We start from the raw sequence: 21,148 nt of genomic DNA on the forward strand, positions 1-21,148 counted from the left end.
TCAGGCCCTGGCGCTTCTGACCGGCACCAGGGCACCGCGCGCCCCGATCACCTGAGCGGCCACGGTGCATCCCGCGTGAATGCTGTCCGTCAGGGATGCACCGGTAAGTCGCGCACTGAGGAAACCACCGTTGAAGGCATCGCCGGCGGCGGTTGTATCCACCACGGCCGGGATTTCCGGCGGATGAACCGTCACCGCCGGTGCCTCCCCCTCGGACGCCATGACCGGGCCTGCCCCGTTCTTGACCACGACGCTTGCCGCCCCCGCCGCGCGGTAGCGGGCGAGCGTGGCTTCGGGCGAGGCATCGCCGAAATGGGTGGCCTCATCGTCGAAAGAAGGCAGCACAAGGTCTGACAGCGCCGCCGTTCTCATGATCTGGCGGCACATCTCCTCGGGGCTGTCCCACAGGCGCGGGCGAATATTTGGATCGAACGCGATCAGCACCCCCCGCGATTTCGCTTCATGCAAAAACCCAAGCAGCCGCGCGCGCCGGTCATCGTCCAGAATGGCGAGTGTGATGCCCGAGACCAGAACCCAGTCACCGGACACCAGCCCCGGCAGGCGGTCCAGCCCGTCCGTCAGCCGCCGCGCGGCGGAATCCGAGCGCCAGTAGGAAAAGCTGCGCTCCCCGTCTTTCAGCGAAATCACGTAGAGCCCGACGCTCTTGCCGGGCACCACGGATAGCAGCGGCTCGACCCCCGCATCGCGGATGAACTGCTCCATCTTGCCCGACACTGCGTCGTCTCCGATCGCCGACAGGAAGGCCACGCTCAGCCTATCCCCCGCCACCTGCCGTGCATACCAAGCGCTGTTGAACATGTCCCCGGCAAAGCCCATGGCAAAGCGCCCGTCGTCGCCCGGCGCCATTTCCACCATGCATTCTCCGATGGTCATCAGGGTACGGGTCATGTGCCGGTCTCCTCGAAATAGGCCGGGTGGTCGCCCCGCAGCCGGTCCATGGCGCCTTTGACGCGGCCCAGATGTTGCTTCATGACCGTTTCCGCGTTGTCCCGGTTTTTTGCGCGTATTGCGCGCAACAGGTGACGGTGGTCGTCCAGCGCGTCGGCGCTGCCGATGGCCAGCGAAAGAAAGCGGACCCGGTCCATATGCGCCTTCTGCTCGCGGATCAGATCCCAAGCATAGCCGTGCCCGGCAATCTCGCAGATGCGGCGGTGGAACCGGTCATCCAGTGCGTGGAAACCGGGCCGGTCCCCGGCGGCGATGGCATGGTCCTGCGCGGCGATATCGGCGGCCAGATCGTCCAGATCGGCTGCGGTCAGGCGGGGCAGGGCGGCGTTCAGGCAGGCCAGTTCCAGCGCCGTCCGGATGAAGGCGGCGCGCAGAACGGCGGTTTCTGATATGCGCGTGACCAGGGTGGCCCGCTGCGGACGGATGCTCAGGAACCCAAGTTTCGACAGCCGAAAGAACGCATCGCGCACCGGCTGGCGAGAGACGTCGAGCGATCTGGCGATCTCGGCTTCCGAGATTTTCGAGCCCGGCGGCAGGTCCAGCGACACCACGGCGTCATGAAGCCGGTCAAAGACCATGTCCGTGGTGCTGGCTGGCTGGATCGGGGACAGGGGGGCTAGGGGCATCTGGTTCGGCTTTGACAGGTCTGATAGACTAGCATATTAGTTGGCGAAACACCGTTGCTCAAGGATGTATTCGCATGGCGCTGACCGACCCGGACCGCCTGTTTCCGCTCGATCCCGGTGCGCGCGGGCTGGCGCGGGCGCTTTACGATACAGTGTCCGATCTGCCGATCATCAGCCCCCATGGCCATTGCGATCCGGCGTGGTTTGCAGGGAATGAGCGTTTCCCGAACCCCGCCGCGCTGTTTGTGATCCCCGACCACTACGTGTTTCGGATGCTGGTCTCGCAGGGCGTGCCGCTGGCCGATCTGGGCGTGCCCTCTGCCGATGGCCGCCCGGTGGAAACCGATCCGCGCGTGATCTGGCGACGCTTTGCCAGCCAGTTCCACCTGTTTCGCGGCACCCCCTCGGCCCTGTGGCTGAACCACGCGTTCGAGCATGTCTTCGGGCTGACCGAGCCCCTCAACGCCGACACGGCGGACGCCGCCTATGATCGGATTGAGGCGCTGCTGGCGACAGATGCCTACCGGCCCCGCGCCCTGTTCGACCGTTTCGGGATCGAGTGCCTCGCCACCACCGACAGCGCGCTGGATGACCTCTCGTCCCATTCCGCCATCGCCGCCAGCGGGTGGTCGGGCCGGGTCATTCCCACCTACCGGCCTGATACGGTCGTGGACCCCGAAACGCCGGGCTTCGCCATCCAGATCGACCGCCTTGGCGCGCTGACGGGCGAAGACACGCGCACATGGCAGGGCTATCTGGCTGCGCATCGCGCCCGCCGGGCCTATTTCAAGCGCCACGGCGCGACGGCCAGCGATCATGGCCATGCCAGCGCCCGCACCGCCGACCTGCCCGCGGCGGAGGCCGCAGCGCTGTTTCAGAAGGCGTTGAACGGGGCCTGCACGGCAGAGGAGGCCGATCTCTTCCGGGGTCAGATGCTGACGGAAATGGCAAGGATGAGCCTCGATGACGGGCTGGCCATGCAGATCCATCCCGGATCGTGGCGCAACCATTCCGGGCCGGTCTTTGCGCAGTTTGGCCGCGACCGGGGCTTTGACATCCCCATGCGGGCAGATTTCGTCGGCGGGCTGAAACCGCTGCTCGATGCCGTGGGGATGGAACCGGGCCTTGCGATCATTCTGTTCACGCTCGACGAAACCACGCAAAGCCGCGAGCTTGCGCCCCTGGCGGGCGCCTATCCGGCGCTGAAACTCGGCCCGCCCTGGTGGTTCTATGACAGTGCCGAGGGGATGCGCCGCTTCCGTGAAGCCACGACCGAGACCTGCGGGTTTTACAACACCGTCGGGTTCAACGACGACACCCGCGCCTTTTGCTCGATCCCCGCCCGCCATGACGTCGCCCGCCGCGTGGATTGCGCCTATCTGGCGACGCTGGTGCGCAGCGGGCGGTTGCGTGAAAACGAGGCGGTCGAGCTGGCCCATGACCTCAGCTACCGGCTGGCGAAGGAGGCCTACCGCCTGTGACTCATCCCCGCCTGTCCCGCAGTACCCCCGCCGCCCCTGTGGGCATCGTCCATCTGGGCCCCGGTGCCTTTTTTCGGGCCTTCAACGCCGTCTATACCGCCGATGCAATGGCCCGCGATGGTGGCGATTGGGGGATTTGCGCCGTCAGCCTGCGCAGTCCCGAGGCACGCGATCAGCTGACGCCGCAGGGCGGGGCCTATACAGCCGTGTCGCTTGGTCCGGACGGGCCAGCGCCGCGCGTCATTCAATCTGTGTCAGAGGTCTTGGTCGCCCCGGAAGACCCCGCCGCCGTGCTGGACCGGATGACTGCTCCGGCAACACGGGTCGTCTCCCTGACGATCACCGAGAAGGGCTATTGCCACAATCCGGCAACCGGACAGCTGCGACGCGACCACCCCGACATCGTGCATGACCTAGCCCATCCCGACACCCCCCGCAGCGCGCCGGGATTTCTGGTGGAGGCCCTGGACCGCCGTCGCCATGCAGGCACCGCGCCCTTTACGGTGCTGTCTTGCGACAACCTGCCCTCCAACGGCCATCTGGCGCGCGGCGTGGTTCTGGATTTCGCCCAAGCCCGCGACCCCGAGCTTGCCGATTGGATCGCACAGAAGGTCAAGTTCCCGGCCACGATGGTCGACCGGATCACACCTGCAACCACGTCCGAGGATATCGAGCGGCTGGCCGCGCTCACCGGCTATCACGATCCGGCCTGTGTCTGGCACGAACCGTTCCGCCAATGGGTGATCGAGGATGATTTCACCGACAACGCCCGCCCCGGCTGGGACGCGGGCGGGGGGCAGTTCGTGCGCGATGTATCAGCCTTCGAGACGATGAAACTGCGTTGCCTGAACGGCACCCATTCGGCGCTGGCCTATCTGGGCTACCTCGCCGGATACCAGACCATCAGCGAAAGCGTTGCGGACCCGGCTTTCGCGGCTCTGTGCCAAAAGCTGTGGCGGGACGAGATTCTGCCCACGGTTCCGCAACCCGAAGGCGAAGACCTGACCGCCTACACCGGTGCCCTGCTGGCCCGCTACCAAAACCCGTCGATCCGGCACCGTACCTGGCAGATCGCCATGGACGGCTCGCAGAAACTGCCGCAACGCATTCTGGGACCGGTGGCGGAGAACCTTGCTTCCGGTCGCCCGGTTCCGGGACTGGCGCTCGTGGTGGCGGCCTGGATGCGCTACGTGGGCGGCGTGGATGAGGCGGGCCAGCCCATTGACGTGCGCGACCCGCTGGCGGATCATCTGCGTGCTGTCTCGGACGAGGCCGCTGACCCCGCCGCCAAGGTCGCCGCGCTTCTGGCGGTCGATCAGGTGTTTGATCCGGTGCTTGCCGGGCATCCTGTTTTCCGCGAGACCGTCACCCGCGCCTATCTCGGCCTCTGCCAACACGGCGCAGCCGCCAGCGTCACGGGATATATCGCCTGATCAGGCGTCAGTCGCCCAGTATTTCCCGCAGAATCTCACCCAACAGCGCCGTGCCCGGTCCGATCAGGTCATCGGGAAAGTCGTAGTCGGGATTGTGCAGGTCGGGGCCGTCCTTCCCCGCCCCGAGCAGGATGAAGGCGCTTTCCGCCCCTGTGGCCATGCCGAAGTGGCCGAAATCCTCTGACGGGCGCATCGGCAACAGGCCCGGCCCCGTGGGCAGACCCGCCCGCGCCCCGGCCCGGCGGACGATCTCTGCCGCGACCGGGGTATTCGTGCAGGCCGGGAAGATGTCGTGATAGTCGACGGACAGGGCCAGGTTGCCCGCCGCGTCCCGCGCCATGGCTTCGGCATCGGCGATCAGCCGCTCCATGCGCGGATCGGTCAGGCTGCGCAGAGTAGCATAAAGTTCGGCCTCTCCCGGTGCGATGCCGAAAGCCGGTTCGCCAAGCCGTGCGTGACACACCGTGACCAACGCGAAATCGGGGTCGCTCAGATCCGCGCCCCGGGACAGGCCGGGCAGGTCCAGCATCAGCCGCGCGAGGGCAGGGGCAGGGGAAACGCCCGTTTCGGGCTGCGACGCATGGGCCGTGCGCCCCGTCAGCCGCACCCGCATCCCGCGAGAGGCGCAGCTTGCCGGGCCGTCCACCACGCCCACATGGCCAAGCGGCATGCCGGGGAAATTGTGGATGGCGAAGGCATAGTCGGGCCTCAGATCGGCAAAGCCCGGATCGGCCACCACCCGCGCCGCGCCTTCGCCGGTTTCCTCGGCGGGCTGGAACATCAGCACGACCGACCCCCGCGCGGGCCGCTGGCGCCCCAGAAGCCGCGCCATGCCCGCCAGCATCGTCATATGCCCATCATGGCCGCACAGATGCCCCTTGCCGTCGATCTGCGACCGGTGGGGGTGATCCGACAGTTCCTGTATCGGCAGCCCGTCCAGCTCACACCGCAGCAAAACCCGTGGCCCCGGCTGCCCGCTGTCATAAAGCGCCGCAACCCCGTGCCCGCCAAGCCCGGTGACGATCCGGTCCGGCCCCGTCGCAGTCAATGCCGCCTGAACGGTACGCGCGGTCTCGGCCTCCTCGCCCGACACTTCAGGGCGCCGGTGCAGGGCGCGGCGCCATTCGGTCAGGTCCGCAAGGTCGGAATTGGTCAGTCTGAGCTCTATCATGGGGCCATGTTTGCGCTCTGCCCGGCATCGGGGCAAGGGCAGATCGGGCATGGACATTCACGACACAACGGGGAACCCTGCCGTCAGACAGCGGACCCGGACGACATGCCCAAATTCAATCTCAAGCATATCGAAGCCTTCGTGCATGTGGCCGATCTGGGCAGCTTCCGGCGGGCGGCGGCCCGGCTGAACACCACGCAGCCCAATATCTCGAACCGCATTTCGCAGCTGGAACATCACCTGCGCCTGACCCTGATGGAGCGTGACGCGGGGTCCGTGCGCCTGACCCGCGAGGGGCGGCAACTGATTGGCCCGGCCCGGCGCATTCTGGCCGCCGTGGACGGGTTTCTCGAGGCCACGGGCGACGGCACGGTGTTTGACGGGCTGCTGCGGCTTGGCGTGACCGAACTGGTGGCCCAGACATGGCTGCGGCCCTTCCTGATCCAGATGAAAGACCGGTTTCCCTCCGTCGATGTGGAACTGACCATCGACCTGTCAGAGAACCTGTCCAATCTGCTATTCGCGCGGGAAATTGACCTCGCCTTCCAGAACGGCCCTTTCGACCAGCGCACCCCCAATACCGAGCCTCTCGGCCAGTCGCCCTATATCTGGGTCGCAGCCCCCGCCTTGGGGTTCCCCACCGGCCCGGTCGCGGCGGACCAGATCGCGCGGCATCGCATTCTGACCCATGCGCGCGGATCCTATCCTTACACCCAGCTTGACGCGCATTTCCGCCAGATCGAACAGCCGGTGCGGCTGGTGCCCTCGTCCAACATCGCCGCCTGCCTGCAAATGGCCAATGACGGGTTGGGCGTGGCCTGCGTACCCGCGTTGATGGCAGCTGAGACGCTGGCCGCCGGGCGGTTGCAGGTGCTGGATTATGACTGGCACCCCGAAGACCTGCACTTCGCCGCCCGCTGGCTGGTCGATCCGGCCCCAACCTTTTTGGTCGCAGCGGTGGAGATTGCTGCGGGGCTCTATCCGCCGGAGGATCACGATTAGTTATCCAATCCATATGATCATTCGATTTTTCCAAATACTTCCGGTCGGCTATCCTCCGCCCGTCACGTAAGCGGAGGTCAAAATGGGCGAGTCGTACAGATTGGGGGCCGATATCGGCGGCACCTTCACCGATCTGGTGCTGGAAGGGCCGGGGGGCCGGTTTTCCACCAAGGTGCTGACCACCTATGCCGCGCCTGAAAATGCGATCATCGAGGGGATGCACCGGGTCTGTGACAAGGCCGGGGTCGCGCCCTCTGCGATTTCGCAGGTCATCCATGGCACGACGCTGGCCACCAACGCGCTCATCGAACGGCGCGGGGCCAAGACGGCGCTGATCACGACCGAAGGCTTCCGCGACGTGATCGAAATGCGCACCGAAAGCCGGTTCGAGCAATATGATCTGAACCTGAAGCTGCCCGACCCCCTGCTGCCCCGCAACCTCCGCTATACCGTGCGCGAGCGGCTCGATGCCGATGGCGGAACGCTCATCCCGCTCGACCGGGCCGAGGTGGAGCGGCTGGCCGATGACTTGCGCGAGGCAGGTTACGAAAGCATCGCCGTGGGCCTGCTGCATTCCTACGTGAACGACGCCCATGAACGGCTGATCGCCGAGGTTCTGGCCGAGAAACTGCCCGGCGTCATGGTCTCGCTGTCCTCGCAGGTCAGCCCCCAGATGCGGGAATACGAACGCTTCAACACCACGATCGCAAACGCCTATATCAAGCCGCTGATGAAATCCTATCTGGGCCGCCTGAAAGGGCGGCTGGCCGATGAAGGTGCCGATTGCCCGGTCTTCCTGATGCATTCCGGCGGCGGCATCATCGACATCGACACGGCGGCCAATTTCCCCGTTCGGCTGGTGGAATCCGGCCCCGCAGGCGGCGCGGTTTTCGCCGCAGACATCGCCGCGCGGCATGGGCTGGACAAGGTGCTCAGCTTTGACATGGGCGGCACCACGGCCAAGATCTGCCTGATCAAGCACCAGACGCCCAAGACCGCCCGCGTGTTCGAAGTGGCCCGCAGTTACCGCTTCAAGAAGGGCTCCGGCATGCCGATTTCCATTCCGGTGATCGACATGGTGGAGATCGGGGCCGGGGGCGGGTCGCTCGCCCATGTGGATGCGCTGAACCAGATCCGTGTGGGGCCGGAAAGCGCAGGGTCCGAACCCGGCCCCGCCTGCTATGGGCGCGGCGGCGACAGGCCCGCGGTGACGGATGGGGACCTCGTGTTGGGCAAGCTTGATCCGGCCCATTTCGCCGGGGGCTCCATCCCGCTTTATCCTGATCGGTCCGAGGCGGCGCTGAAAGCCCACCTTGGCGACCGGCTGGATATGGACGCGACGGAAGCCGCCTTCGGCCTTGCAGAGGTGGTGGATGAAAACATGGCCAACGCCGCCCGCGTCCATGCGGTGGAGAATGGCGAAGACCTCAGCACCTACACCATGATCGCCTTTGGCGGCGCGGCGCCCCTCCATGCCGCGCGGCTGTGTGAGAAACTGGGCATCGACCGCTGTCTGGTGCCCGTGGGCGCAGGCGTCGGCTCCGCCATCGGCTTCCTTCGCGCGCCGTTCAGCTTCGAGGCGAACCGCTCGGTCTTTACCAAGATGTCCGCCTTCGACCCGGCCCGCGTCCGCGCGCTCTTCGAAGAGATGGAGGAGGAGGCGCGCAGTTTCGTACGCTCCTGCGATGCAGAGGCCGAGATCCTGACCGACTACAAGATCTACATGCGTTACGCAGGCCAGGGCTGGGAAATCCCCGTGCCGCTGACACCCGAAGAGGCCGCCAACCCCGATGCGGCAACGTTCCTGAAACGCTTCGAGGAAGACTACACCCGCCTCTTCGGCCGCTCCGTCGACGGGATGGAAGCCGAGATCACCGTCTGGTCGGTGAATGCCTACACACCCACGCCGCCGGTGGATCGCATCGCGCCCGCCAAAACCGCCGAGGCCCCGGCCGCACAGGGCACCCGCGATCTCTTCGATCCGGCACTGGCCAAACGCACCGCTGCCGCGATCCACCCGCGTGCCGACCTGCCGACCGGGGCCACCGTTCAGGGCCCTGCCGTCATCACCGAGGACGAAACCACCATCGTCCTGCCCACCAGCCGCAACGCCACCGCGCAGCCCGATGGCTGTATCGACATTCGCACGAAGGAGCCCCGCCATGACTGAGCTCTCCAAAGTCGCCTACCAGGTCATGTGGACGCGCCTGATTTCCGTGGTCGAGGAACAGGCGCAGGCGCTGGTGCGCACCGCGTTTTCGACAAGCGTCCGCGAGGCGGGCGATCTGTCCGCCGGGGTCTATAACGATAAGGGTGAGATGCTGGCCCAGGCCGTCACCGGCACGCCCGGTCACGTCAACGCCATGGCCGATTCCGTGGGTCATTTCATTCGCCGCATCGGGCGGGACACCATGGCCGAGGGCGATGTCTATATCACCAACGACCCGTGGGAAGGCACCGGCCACCTGCATGACATCACCGTTGTGACGCCGTCCTTCCACAAGGACCGGCTCATTGGCTTCTTCGCCTGCACCGCGCATGTGACCGATGTCGGCGGGCGCGGCTTCGGGGCGGATGCGAATTCCGTCTACGAGGAAGGGCTCTACATCCCGATCATGCGCTTTGCCGACAGGGGTGAGGTCGACCGCACCCTGCTGGCCATGATCCGGGGCAATGTGCGCGAGCCCGATCAGCTGGTGGGCGATCTCTATGCGCTGGCGACCTGTAACGAGATCGGGCATCGGCGGCTCACCGACATGATGACGGAATTCGGGCTGGCCGACCTCTCAGGTATCTCCGAGTTCATCCTCACGAACTCCCGCCAAGCCACGCTTGACCGGATCAATGCGCTGACGCCCGGCACGGCGGAAGGCCACATGCGGATCGACGGTTATTCCAAGCCGATTGACCTCTGCGTGAGCCTTAGCATCGAAAAGGACCGCATCCGTTGCGATTGGGCCGGAACAAGCGGCGTGGACCCGAAGGGCATCAACGTGCCGCTCGTCTACACCAAGGCCTATGCCTGCTACGCGCTGAAATGCGCCATCGCGCCCGAGATACCGAACAATGCGGCGAGCCTCGCGCCCTTCGAGATCACCGCGCCCGAAGGCAGTATCGTGAACGCGCCGCACCCCGCGCCGGTGGCGCTGCGCCACGTGATCGGCCACATGGTGCCCGACACGGTCTATGACGCGCTCGACAAGCTGTTGCCCGATACGGTGCCCGCCGAGGGCGCTGGTTGCCTGTGCAACTTCCAGATCAGCCTGCGCCCCCGCAGCGACGCCCCCGCGCCCGCCCATGCCCGCCGGGCCGAGGTGCTGATCTTCAACTCCGGCGGCTCCGGCGCGCGGCCTGGCCTGGACGGGATGAGCGCCACCGCTTTCCCCTCGGGCGTCATGACCATGCCGGTGGAGGCGACAGAACAGGTTGGCCCGGCGATCATCTGGCGCAAGGAGTTGCGGCCAGACAGCGGCGGTGCGGGCAAGTATCGCGGCGGTCTGGGGCAGTTCATGGACGTGGGCGCGCGCGAGGGGCACGAATTCGACTTCTCCGCCATGTTCGACCGGGTGAACCATCCGGCTCGCGGCAGACGCGGCGGAGCGGAAGGCGGCCCCACCACCATTGGGCAGGATGACGGTACACCGATGAAGGGCAAGGGCAAGCAGTTCGTTCCCCATGGGCGTGTGGTGCAGATGGGCTTCCCCGGCGGTGCTGGCTATGGCGATCCGGGCCAGCGCCCCCGCGAAGATGTGCTGAGAGACCTTGCCCACGGCTTCATTTCGCCCGAGGCTGCGGCAGAGCTTTACACCCTCGACCGGGCCACCATCGACGACACGCTGGCCCGCGCCAAACGCGGAGACATCTTCTGATGCTGCCAAAGGGATTTTCCCAAGCGCCCTCACGCGACAGCTATGACGTGGTCATCATCGGCGGCGCGATCATGGGCTCGTCGCTGGCCTGGTGGCTGACGGAGAGCGCGGATTTCGACGGCTCCGTGCTCGTCGTGGAACGCGACCCGAGCTATCTGTGGTGTTCCACCGCCCACACCAATTCCTGCATTCGCCAGCAGTTCTCGACCGAGCTGAACGTCCGCATCTCTCAGTTCACGGCAGAGTTCATCAAAAACCTGCGCGCCAATATGGGCGGGGATGAACGGGTGCCGAACCTGTCGGTTCAGGATTACGGCTACCTCTACCTCGCCGATACCGAGGCCTTCGCCGATGTGTTGCGCGCCAACCAGAAGGTGCAACTGGCGGCAGGCGCCGAAACCCGCCTGCTGACGCCCGATCAGATCGCTGCCGCCTATCCATTCTATGACCTCGACGGGATCGTTCTGGGCAGCATCAACACCAGGGACGAAGGCTATTGGGACGGTGGCACTCTGTTCGAGTGGTTCCGTCGCAAGGCGCAGGCGCGCGGGGTGGAGTATGTGCAGGGTGAAGTGACTGCCATGACCCGCACAGGGGGGCGCATCGACAGCGTGACGCTGGCCAGTGGTGACACCATCGCCTGCGGGCAGGTGGTGAATGCCGCGGGTCCCCGTGCTGCCGGTGTGGCCGCAATGGCGGGCCTGCACCTGCCCGTCGAACCCCGCAAGCGCTACACGTGGATCTTCACCGCCGAAACGCCGCTTGACCGGGAATTGCCGCTGACCATCGACCCTTCGGGCGTGCATGTGCGGCAGGACGGTCCGACGACCTATCTCGCGGGCAGCAAGGGCGACCCGGACCCCGCCGCCGATCCCGGCGATTTCCATATGGATCACGGCTTGTGGGAAAACCACGTCTGGCCGGTTCTCGCGACCCGCATCCCGCAGTTTGAAGCCATTCGGATCGTCACCGAATGGACCGGCCATTACGCCTACAACACGCTCGACCAGAACGCCGTTCTCGGCCCGCATCCCGAGGTGGAGAATTTCCTGTTCATGAACGGGTTTTCCGGCCACGGGCTGCAACAGTCGCCCGCCATGGGACGGGGGCTTGCCGAATGGATCACACATCACGAATACCGCAGCCTTGACCTGACGCCCTTCAGCTACGCCCGCGTGGCAGCGGGCGAAGCGATGGTCGAAGGCGCGGTCATCTGACATTGCAGGAGACCAGAATGAAGAAAATCGTCCTCACTGGCGCCGCCGGCCGGCTTGGCACCATCTTGCGCGGACCGCTGTCGCAGCTGTGCGACACGCTTGTCAGCTCCGACATCGTCGAAAGCGTCAAGGACCTGCGCCCGAACGAGACCTATTTCCGCGCCGATCTGGCCGACAAGGCGGCCATCATGGCGCTGCTCGAGGGGGCCGACATCGTCGTGCATTTCGGCTCCATCGTCGATGAGGCCCCGTTCGAGGAATTGCTCGGCCCGAACTTCATCGGCGCCTACAATATCTGGGAAGCGGCCCATCAGAACGGTTTGAAACGCGTCGTCTACGCCTCGTCGATCCATGCGGTCGGCATGTATCCCAAGAACGAATGCATCGGGCTGGATGCCCCGCACCGGCCCGACACGTTTTACGGGCTCGCCAAATGCTTCGCCGAGGATCTGGGCCGCATGTACTGGGAAAAGCGCGGGCTGGAGGCCGTCTGCATGCGCATCCTGTCCTGCGCGCCGGTCGGCAATGCGCGGGCTTTGGGCAGCTGGCTGTCGGATGGCGACCTCGTGCATCTGGTGGAACGGGCCATCGACACGCCCGTCACCGGATTTTCCATCATCTACGGCGTGTCCGCGAATGACCGCTGCCCGGTGGACAATTCCAAGGCGTCGTTCCTGGGTTACCGTCCCAAGGACAATGCAGAGCAATTCGCGGATCGGATTCTGGCCGAAGCGGGCCCGCACGATCCGCAGGATGTGGGGCAGATGTGCCATGGCGGGCCCTTCGCCAGCATTGAGCTGGGACAGGGGGCCAAGGCATTGCTGAACATCCCCGAAGAAGACTGACCGCCTCGGGAAAGGAACGCCACCCGCCGGGTGGCGATCCTCTCCCCCGATCCGTTTCGCGCAGGGCGGCTGCCTGCACGGAACTCCGCTATCGCAACCGCGCCCCGCTATCCGCGTCAAAGAACAGCGCGGCACCGTCGGTCACGCTCAGGCCCACCTTGCTGCCGGGCTTCGGCGCGCTCTGGTCATGGGCCTCGACCGTGATGCGGGTGCCGTCGCCTGCCACGAGGTAGTGATAGGCCACGCCACCCAGTTGCTCTGACAGATCGACGGTATGCGTGTCCCCGTCCGCCAGCCGCAGCATCTGCGGGCGCACGCCGACCGTGATCGGCCCGTCGCTGGCCGATCCCGGCGCATCGAGTTCCATCACCCCAAGCCCCGGCACGCGCACCTTGCCGCCCGCCACGCGGCCCGAAAAGAAGTTCATCGCCGGGCTGCCGATGAAGCCCGCCACGAACTGGTTGTCGGGGTCGTTATAGAGGTCGAGCGGCTTGCCCGCCTGCTCGATCACGCCGCCGCGCAGAACCACGATCTTGTCGGCCAGCGTCATCGCCTCGACCTGGTCATGGGTGACATAGATCATCGTCGCGCCGATCTCGTTATGCAGCCGGGCGATTTCCACGCGCATCTCGACGCGCAGTTCCGCGTCAAGGTTCGACAAAGGCTCGTCGAACAGGAACACTTCCGGCCCACGCACGATGGCCCGCCCGATGGCCACCCGCTGCCGCTGCCCGCCGGACAGCGCCTTGGGCTTGCGCTTCAGATACTCGTCCAGCTTGAGGACGCGGCTCGCCTCGGCCACCTTGGCCTTGATCTCGGCCTTGGGATGGCCGTTCATACGCAGCCCGAACCCCATGTTTTCCTCTACGGTCATATGCGGGTAGAGCGCGTAGGTCTGGAACACCATCGCCACGCCGCGTTCGGCCGGGTCCATCCGGGTCACATCCCGCGCGCCGATGGCGATCTGGCCATCGGTGGTTTCCTCCAGCCCCGCGATCATCCGCAACAGGGTGGACTTGCCACAGCCAGAGGGGCCGACGAAGACGCAGAATTCCCCGTCTTCAATTTGCAGGTCGACCCCGTGGATCACCTGCGTTTCTCCGTATTTCTTGATGACCTTGTTCAGCGTTACACCGGACATGTCCTTGGTCCTCCCAGACTGGGGTCAATTGACGGTGGGGAATTGCCACGCGGTGGCTTCTTCCCCGATCTTGCGGGCGGTTTCGAGCAGATCGGGCTGAAATGCCCGGATACTGTCGAGCGAATGGCGCGTGGTGGAGGTCGCAATCGACAGCGCCCCGATGACGCGCCCCCCGTTTGTCAGGATCGGTGCGGCGATCGAGATGATGCCGGCCTCGTGTTCTTCCCGGTCGAAGGCCACGCCCTCGGCCCTGATCTGCTCCAGTTCCTTCAGCAGCGTTTCGGGGCTGGTATGGGTCGATGGCGTGTTCTTCAGGAACAACTGCTGGCGCAGGGCGCGTTCCAGCCGTTCGGGCGTCATATGGGCCAGGATCGCCTTGCCCACCCCGGTGCAATAGCCCGGCGCGACCTTGCCGGTTTGCGCGAGCGTCTCGAACCGGTCGCTCATCTTCTGCTTGTCGACGAACAGAACCTGACCCAGTTCCATCTGTGCAAGGTGAATGGTTTCTCCGGCCTTTGCGGCCAGCACATCCACATAGGGCCGCGCCACCGTTGCCAGCGTCGCCTGTTTCCACGCCGAATGGGCCAGCTTCACCAGCCGCAGGCCAAGCGTATAGCTGCCCGTGTCGGGGTCATGCGACAGCATCCCCTGATTCGTCAGCGTCTGGAGCAGCCGGTAGAGCGTCGCTTTGGGGTGCTCGCTGTTTTCCAGCAATTCGGTGAACTTCACCGGGTGCCCCGCCGCAGCGACAGAATCCAGCACGTCCAATGCCTTGCCGACCGTGCCGTCGCCTGACTTCGCCATGAAAGACCTCCCCTGCGTATCCTCAGCCTTCGAGGAAACTGTTGACACAGTATCCGGCGTCCGGCTAGTTTTCAACTATAGAAACCTAGTTTCAAATAATGAAACCGTTTCGTCAAGTGGAACCAAGGGAGGACACTATGCGTTCCATCATCAAGACACCGCTGGCCGCGCTGGCGGCGACAACTCTGCTTTCCGGTATGGCGATGGCCGATGGTCACGGCCTGACCGGTGATCTGCGCATCTTCTCGGACATGTCGAACCCGGCGCCCCGCGCGATCATGGAAGGGCTGGTCGAGGAATTCGGGGAACTGCACCCCGGCCTTGAGATCGAGCTGACCGTTGTCGACCGCGAAGCGTGGAAAACCCAGATCCGCAACGCGCTGACGGCGAACCCGCCGGACGTGGTGAACTGGTACGCCGCCAACCGCATGGGCCCCTATGTGGATGCGGGCCTGTTCATGGACATCACCGACATGTGGGACGCGGGCGATTTCGCCGGTCTGGAATCAGTGCGCGGCGCGATGACCATCGACGACCGCCAGTGGGGCGTGCCCTATACCTACTATCAGTGGGGCATCTACTACCGCGAAGACATCTTCAACGAGCTTGGCCTGTCGGAACCCGCCACCTTCGAGGAAGAGATCGCCAACTGTCAGGTGATCGTCGATTCGGGCCGCAGCTGTTACACCATCGGTTCGCGTTACCTGTGGACCGCCGGTGGCTGGTTCGACTACCTGAACATGCGCACCAACGGCTTTGACTTCCACATGGAACTGGCCCGCGGTGAAGTGGCCTGGACGGATGAGCGCGTGCGCGCAACCTTCGCCAACTGGCGCCGCCTGATCGACATGGGCGCCTTCATCGACGACCACCAGACCTATTCCTGGCAGGAGGCGCTGCCCTTCTTCGTCAACGGCGAAGCGACCGCCTACCTGATGGGCAACTTCGTGGTGCCGCACCTGCGCGAAGCGGGTCTGTCCGACGACCAGATCGATTTCTACCAGTTCCCGGCCATCGTCGAAGGCATGCCGATGGGTGAAGACGCCCCTACCGATACGTTCCACATCCCCGCGGGTGCGCAGAACGTGGCGGCGGCACAGGAATTCCTGCGTTTCGTCACCTCGGCGGACGTTCAGTCCCGGATCAACGGCCCCGATGGCCTTGGTCAGCTGCCCGTGAACGCGAACGCGGAAGTGGCAGATGATGAATTCATCCAGCAGGGCTTTGCGATGCTCAGCCAGAACGCAACCGGCGGCATCGCGCAGTTCTTCGACCGTGACTGGCCGGCGGAAATGGCGTCGATCGGCATGGAAGGCCTGCAGGAATTCATGGTCTTCCCGGACAACCTGGATGACATCCTCGAACGTCTGGAAGACGCGCGCCAGCGCATCTACGAATAATCCATGATACCCTGCGCCTCGCCCCCCAACCGGGGCGAGGCGCGCACCGCCCCCCCCCGCGTATCCGCAAGCCGCGCCATAGCCTCGCGCGCGGTTTCCGAATGCGCTGTCCAACGGAGGATAGGAAATGACCCCCGCCACCGACACCCGCAGTTGGCTGCAAAAGAACCGCATGACGGTCACGCCGCTGCTGTTCCTGCTGCCCGGTCTGTTGTTCTTCGTGGTCTACGTGATCAGCCCGATCTTCCAGTCCTTCAACATCTCGCTCTATGACTGGGACGGCTTGGGCGAGGCGACCTATATCGGCCTCGACAACTACCGCGAGCTTGTGGACGACCGCGCCTTTGAAACCTCGCTCTGGAACAACCTCAAATGGCTGGCGCTCTACCTGCTGGCAATTCCGGCGGGGCTGTTCATCGCGTTGTTCCTGAACCAGACGGTCACCGGCATCCGGCTCTACAAATCGCTGTTCTTCTTCCCCTTCGTGCTGAGCCAGGTGGTCGTCGGGCTGGTCTTTTCGTGGTTCTACCTGCCGCGCGTGGGGCTTCTGAACGCGGTGCTGACCTTCTTCGGGCTGGACTCGATCAACGTATTGGGCGACCCCGACCTTGCCACCTACGGCATCATCGCCGCCGGGCTCTGGCCGCAGACCGCCTATTGCATGATCCTCTACCTGACGGGCCTCAACGCCGTGGACCCCGAACAGATCGAGGCCGGGCGGCTGGACGGGGCCAAGGGTTGGAAAATGCTGTGGCACGTCGTGCTGCCGCAACTGAAGCCGGCCACGTTCATCGCCTTCGTGGTGACGATCATCGGCGCATTGCGCAGCTTCGACCTGATTTCCATCATGACCAATGGCGGACCGTTCGGGTCGACCCGTGTGCTCAGCTTCATGATGTTCGAACAGGCCCTGTCCGAATACGGGTTCCGCATGGGCTATGGCTCCGCCATCGCGGTGGTGCTGTTCCTGATCATGCTGGTCTTCATCGGCTACTTCCTGTGGCAGATGTGGCGCGACGAGCGCGAAGCGCGGCACTGAGCGAGGAGAGACAGATGTTCCCGACCCCGATCCAGAAACGCAGCCGCGCCACGCAGGTCACCTATCAGACGCTGCTGCCGCTCGCCTTGATCCTGTGGCTTCTGCCCTTGCTGGCCGTGATGCTGTTTTCCATCCGCCCGCTCAGCGATTTCACCAATGGCAACTACTGGGGGATACCCTCGTCCTTCGATCTCTTCGCAAATTATGGCCGGGTGTTCTTTGAATCCGACATGCCGCGCTACCTGTTGAACTCGGTCTTCATCACCGTGCCCACGGTCATCGGCGCGGTGGCCCTGTCCTGCATGACCGGCTTTGCGCTTGGCATCTACCGGTTCAGGGGCAACCTGCTGATCTTCTTCATGTTCATCGCGGGCAACTTCGTGCCGTTCCAGATCCTTATGGTGCCAGTGCGCGACCTGACCGTGTCGACCGGGCTCTATGACACCAAGACCGGGCTGGTCCTGTTCCATATCGCGTTCCAGACCGGGTTCTGCACGCTCTTCATGCGCAACTTCATCCGCGCGCTGCCCTATGAACTGATCGAGGCCGCCCGCGTCGAAGGCGTCGCTGAATGGCGCATCTTCTGGTACGTGGTCCTGCCGCTGATGCGGCCCGCCATCGCCGCGCTTTCGGTGCTGATCTTCACCTTCATCTGGAACGATTACTTCTGGGCCATCGTCCTGACGCAAGGACCAGAGGCACAGCCCGTCACAGCAGGCATCACCAGCTTCAACAGCCAGTTCGTGGCGCAATACCACCTGATGAGCGCGGGCAGCATCGTCGCCGCGATCCCGCCGGTGGCCATGTTCTTCGCCATGCAACGCCACTTCATCGCAGGTCTGACACTAGGGGCCGTCAAATGACCAAACTCACCTTCATCGGGGCCGGGTCTACCATCTTCATGCGCAACATCGTGGGCGACATGCTCCACTTCGAGGCGCTTCGCGATGCCGAGATCGCGCTGATGGATATCGACCCGCAGCGCCTGGCCGAATCCGAACAGGTCGCCCGCCGCATGATCGCCACCATGGGCACCGGCGCGAACGTCACCACCCATACCGACCAGCGCCGCGCGCTGGAGGGGGCCGATTTCGTCGTCACCGCCTTCCAGATCGGCGGCTACGACCCCTGCACGATCACCGATTTCGAGATCCCCAAGGCTTACGGTCTGCGCCAGACCATCGCCGATACGCTCGGGGTGGGGGGCATCATGCGCGGCCTGCGCACCGTGCCGCATCTGTGGAAGGTGGCCGAGGATATGGCCTCCGTCTGCCCCGACGCGCTGCTGATGCAATACGTGAACCCGATGGCCATCAACACCTGGGCGCTGGCCGAACGGTTCCCCCGGATCAAACAGGTGGGCCTCTGCCACTCCGTGCAGAACACCGTGCAGGAACTCGCCCACGATCTCGACATGGCGGAAACGGACATCCGCTACAAGGTCGCGGGCGTCAATCACGTCGCCTTCTTCCTGCGCCTTGAAGACGCCAGCGGCGCGTCCCTCTACCCCCGCCTGCGCGACGGCTACCGCGCCGGTACCCTGCCCAAACCCCCGCTCCTCATGCCCCGCTGCGCCAACAAGGTCCGCTACGAGGTGATGGACCAGCTGGGCTATTTCTGCACCGAAAGCAGCGAGCACTTCGCAGAATACGTCCCGTGGTTCATCAAGGAGGGCCGCGAGGATCTGATCAAGCAATTCTCCATCCCGCTCGACGAATACCCCAAGCGCTGCATCGAGCAGGTGGCGGAGTGGAAGACACAGGCCGCCGAGCTTGCCCAACAGGCCAGCATGGACGTGCCCAAAAGCCACGAATTCGCCGCCGAGATGATGAACGCCATCGTCACCGACCGCCCCTTCACCGCCTATGGCAACCTGCCCAACCGCGGCCAGATCCCGCAACTGCCCCTTGGCGCGGCGGTGGAAACCCCCTGCCTCGTGGACATGAACGGCGTGCAACCCTCGGTCGTCACCGACATCCCGCCGCAGCTCATCGCCCTCATGCGGACCCAGGTCAACGTGCAGGAACTCACCGTCCGCGCCCTGCTGGACGAGAACCCCGAACATATCTACCACGCGGCCATGATGGACCCGCACACCGCCGCCGAACTGGACCTGCGCCAGATCCGCAGCCTGGTCAGCGACCTGCTCGCCGCCCATGGCGACTGGCTGCCAGACTGGGCGCGGGTAAGACAAGCGGCCTGAGGGCCAGAACGGACGAAAGACCATGACCAAGACAAGACGCAGTGCAGGGTGGTACGGCAAACTCGACCGCGACGGGTTCATTCACCGCAGCTGGATGAAGAACCAGGGCTTCCCGGATCATGCCTTTGACGGTCGTCCCATCATCGGCATCTGCAACACATGGTCCGAACTCACCCCCTGCAATTCCGGCCTGCGCGACCTTGCAGAGGGCGTCAAACGCGGCGTGTGGGAGGCGGGCGGTTTCCCCGTCGAGTTCCCGGTGATGAGCCTTGGCGAAACCCAGATGAAGCCCACGGCCATGCTGTTCCGCAACCTGTTGGCGATGGATGTGGAGGAATCGATCCGCGCCTACGGGCTCGATGGGGTCGTGCTGCTCGGCGGCTGCGACAAGACCACGCCGGGCCAGCTGATGGGCGCGGCCTCCGTCGATCTGCCCACAATCGTGGTCAGTTCTGGCCCGATGCTGAACGGCAAGTGGAAGGGGCAGGATATCGGCTCCGGCACCGACGTGTGGAAATTCTCTGAGGCCGTGCGCGCGGGCGAAATGACGCTTCAGGATTTCATGGCGGCAGAATCGGGCATGTCGCGCAGCAAAGGCGTCTGCATGACCATGGGCACCGCCTCCACGATGGCCTCGCTGGTGGAAGCCATGGGCATGTGCCTGCCAACCAACGCCGCGCTGCCTGCCGTCGATGCCCGCCGCATGGCGCTGGCCCACCTGACCGGCAAGCGCATCGTGGAAATGGTCGATGAGGACATCAAACCCTCAGACGTGCTCACCCGCGAAGCGTTTGAGAACGCCATCCTCGCCAATGCCGCCGTGGGCGGCTCCACCAACGCCGTGGTGCACCTTCTGGCCATCGCGGGCCGTGTCGGCGTGGATCTGACATTGAAGGATTTCGAATTGGCCAGCGACATTCCCCTGCTGGTGAACTGCATGCCCTCGGGCAAATACCTGATGGAGGATTTCTGCTATGCGGGCGGCATGCCCGTGGTGCTGAACGAGTTGGGCGACCGGCTGCGCAGTGCGAAAACCGTCCTCGGTGGCGACATCTCCGCCTATGCCGACGGGGCCGAATGCTACAACCGCGACGTGATCCGCGCCTTCGACGATCCGCTGAAACCGGCGGCGGGATTGCGCGTGCTGCGCGGTAACCTTGCCCCAGACGGGGCGATCATCAAGCCCTCTGCCGCGACCGACGCGCTTCTGGAACATGAGGGTGAGGCCTATGTTTTCGAGTCGATCGAGGACTTCAAGGCCAACGTGGACCGCGACGACTTGGCCGTGACGCCGGATACGATCCTCGTGCTCAAGGGCTGCGGCCCCAAGGGCTACCCCGGCATGCCCGAGGTCGGCAACATGCCGATTCCGAAAAAGCTCGTCCAGCAGGGCGTGCGCGACATGGTCCGCGTGTCCGACGCCCGCATGTCTGGCACCGCCTATGGCACGGTCGTTCTCCATGTCTCACCCGAGGCGCAGGCCGGCGGTGCGCTGGCGCTGGTAAAAACCGGCGACCGCATCCGCCTCTCCGCCAACGAAGGCCGGCTGGAACTGCTCATCCCGGACGAAGAGCTCGCCACCCGCCGCGCCGCATGGCAGCCCGATCCGCCCCACTACACACGCGGCTACGCGAAGATGTATGTCGACCACGTGCTGCAAGCCGACAAGGGGGCCGATCTCGACTTCCTCGTCGGCAAGGATACCCGCCCCGTCACCCGCGAAAGCCACTGACCGCGCCCCTTCTTCTTGGTGAAAATACTCCCGCCGGAGGCACTCCAAACCCGCAACAGCAACGGCCATCGAACAATGCGCTTCCTGATCAGATTTCCCGTGGCAACGCGGCCCGAGGATGGCCCCGAAGGGGCTTGACGAGGGGCGCTCCCGGGTCGACGCCGAAGGCGGCGAAACAGCAAAACGTATGCACGGGGGGTGTACAGGGGGTGTACG

The 21,148-nt window shown here is 64.8% G+C and carries 17 protein-coding genes; 12 read left to right on the forward strand and 5 right to left on the reverse strand.

What is annotated here, in order from left to right:
- Together RBB16_RS14095 and RBB16_RS14100 are read right to left on the reverse strand one after the other, a co-directional pair.
- Entirely contained in the window at positions 1-909 is a 909-nt protein-coding gene (locus RBB16_RS14095; protein WP_306046776.1) for a sugar kinase, read from the reverse strand.
- A complete protein-coding gene (locus RBB16_RS14100; RefSeq protein WP_306046777.1) occupies positions 906-1,595 on the reverse strand; it encodes a GntR family transcriptional regulator in 690 nt (229 codons plus the stop codon). Before RBB16_RS14100 ends, RBB16_RS14095 begins: the two co-directional genes overlap by 4 nt.
- 74 nt (positions 1,596-1,669) lie before the next feature.
- On the opposite strand from RBB16_RS14100, the gene uxaC reads away from it, so the two are divergent.
- A complete protein-coding gene (gene uxaC, locus RBB16_RS14105; protein WP_306046778.1) occupies positions 1,670-3,076 on the forward strand; it encodes a glucuronate isomerase in 1,407 nt (468 codons plus the stop codon).
- A complete protein-coding gene (locus RBB16_RS14110; RefSeq protein ID WP_306046779.1) occupies positions 3,073-4,509 on the forward strand; it encodes a mannitol dehydrogenase family protein in 1,437 nt (478 codons plus the stop codon). The genes uxaC and RBB16_RS14110 overlap by 4 nt, the downstream gene beginning before the upstream one ends.
- 7 nt (positions 4,510-4,516) lie before the next feature.
- Here the strand turns inward: RBB16_RS14110 and RBB16_RS14115 are convergent, their stop codons facing one another.
- Positions 4,517-5,680 carry an amidohydrolase gene (locus RBB16_RS14115; protein ID WP_306046780.1) on the reverse strand — a complete coding sequence of 388 codons (1,164 nt, stop codon included), beginning with the start codon at positions 5,678-5,680 and terminating at the stop codon, positions 4,517-4,519.
- A 105-nt stretch (positions 5,681-5,785) separates the two neighbouring features.
- On the opposite strand from RBB16_RS14115, the gene RBB16_RS14120 reads away from it, so the two are divergent.
- The 5 genes from RBB16_RS14120 to RBB16_RS14140 all read left to right on the forward strand — a co-directional run bounded on the left by RBB16_RS14120 (position 5,786) and on the right by RBB16_RS14140 (position 12,613).
- A complete protein-coding gene (locus RBB16_RS14120) occupies positions 5,786-6,682 on the forward strand; it encodes a LysR family transcriptional regulator (RefSeq protein ID WP_306046781.1) in 897 nt (298 codons plus the stop codon).
- 82 nt (positions 6,683-6,764) lie between these two features.
- Complete coding sequence (locus tag RBB16_RS14125) at positions 6,765-8,852, forward strand: hydantoinase/oxoprolinase family protein (protein ID WP_306046782.1); 2,088 nt, start codon at positions 6,765-6,767, stop codon at positions 8,850-8,852.
- Positions 8,845-10,551, forward strand: coding sequence for a hydantoinase B/oxoprolinase family protein (locus tag RBB16_RS14130; RefSeq protein WP_306046783.1), 1,707 nt, complete (start codon positions 8,845-8,847; stop codon positions 10,549-10,551). The genes RBB16_RS14125 and RBB16_RS14130 overlap by 8 nt, the downstream gene beginning before the upstream one ends.
- Entirely contained in the window at positions 10,551-11,768 is a 1,218-nt protein-coding gene (locus tag RBB16_RS14135; RefSeq protein ID WP_306046784.1) for an FAD-binding oxidoreductase, read from the forward strand. Before RBB16_RS14130 ends, RBB16_RS14135 begins: the two co-directional genes overlap by 1 nt.
- Positions 11,769-11,785: 17 nt before the next feature.
- Positions 11,786-12,613: an NAD(P)-dependent oxidoreductase gene (locus tag RBB16_RS14140; RefSeq protein ID WP_306046785.1), complete on the forward strand. Its 828-nt coding sequence runs from the start codon at positions 11,786-11,788 to the stop codon at positions 12,611-12,613.
- Positions 12,614-12,701: 88 nt separating this feature from the next.
- On the opposite strand, the gene RBB16_RS14145 is transcribed toward RBB16_RS14140, so the two are convergent.
- On the reverse strand, positions 12,702-13,754 hold the full coding sequence (locus tag RBB16_RS14145; RefSeq protein WP_306046786.1) for a sn-glycerol-3-phosphate ABC transporter ATP-binding protein UgpC: 1,053 nt from the start codon (positions 13,752-13,754) through the stop codon (positions 12,702-12,704).
- Between the two features lie 24 nt (positions 13,755-13,778).
- On the reverse strand, positions 13,779-14,558 hold the full coding sequence (locus tag RBB16_RS14150) for an IclR family transcriptional regulator (protein WP_071691269.1): 780 nt from the start codon (positions 14,556-14,558) through the stop codon (positions 13,779-13,781).
- Between the two features lie 137 nt (positions 14,559-14,695).
- Between RBB16_RS14150 and RBB16_RS14155 the strand changes: the two genes are divergently transcribed.
- The 5 genes from RBB16_RS14155 (at position 14,696) to RBB16_RS14175 (ending at position 20,932) form a co-directional block, all read left to right on the forward strand.
- Positions 14,696-15,958, forward strand: a complete 1,263-nt coding sequence (locus RBB16_RS14155; protein ID WP_306046787.1) for an ABC transporter substrate-binding protein — start codon at positions 14,696-14,698, stop codon at positions 15,956-15,958.
- 127 nt (positions 15,959-16,085) lie between these two features.
- Positions 16,086-16,997: a carbohydrate ABC transporter permease gene (locus RBB16_RS14160; RefSeq protein ID WP_071691267.1), complete on the forward strand. Its 912-nt coding sequence runs from the start codon at positions 16,086-16,088 to the stop codon at positions 16,995-16,997.
- A gap of 14 nt (positions 16,998-17,011) precedes the next feature.
- Positions 17,012-17,860 (forward strand): carbohydrate ABC transporter permease, encoded by an 849-nt coding sequence (locus tag RBB16_RS14165; RefSeq protein WP_071691266.1) that lies wholly within the window; start codon positions 17,012-17,014, stop codon positions 17,858-17,860.
- Positions 17,857-19,200 carry an alpha-glucosidase/alpha-galactosidase gene (locus tag RBB16_RS14170; RefSeq protein WP_306046788.1) on the forward strand — a complete coding sequence of 448 codons (1,344 nt, stop codon included), beginning with the start codon at positions 17,857-17,859 and terminating at the stop codon, positions 19,198-19,200. Before RBB16_RS14165 ends, RBB16_RS14170 begins: the two co-directional genes overlap by 4 nt.
- 22 nt (positions 19,201-19,222) lie before the next feature.
- Positions 19,223-20,932: an IlvD/Edd family dehydratase gene (locus tag RBB16_RS14175; RefSeq protein WP_306046789.1), complete on the forward strand. Its 1,710-nt coding sequence runs from the start codon at positions 19,223-19,225 to the stop codon at positions 20,930-20,932.
- Positions 20,933-21,148: the final 216 nt, after the last annotated feature.

This window comes from Nioella sp. MMSF_3534 (genome assembly GCF_030732985.1).
In the GTDB taxonomy this organism is placed as follows: domain Bacteria; phylum Pseudomonadota; class Alphaproteobacteria; order Rhodobacterales; family Rhodobacteraceae; genus Nioella.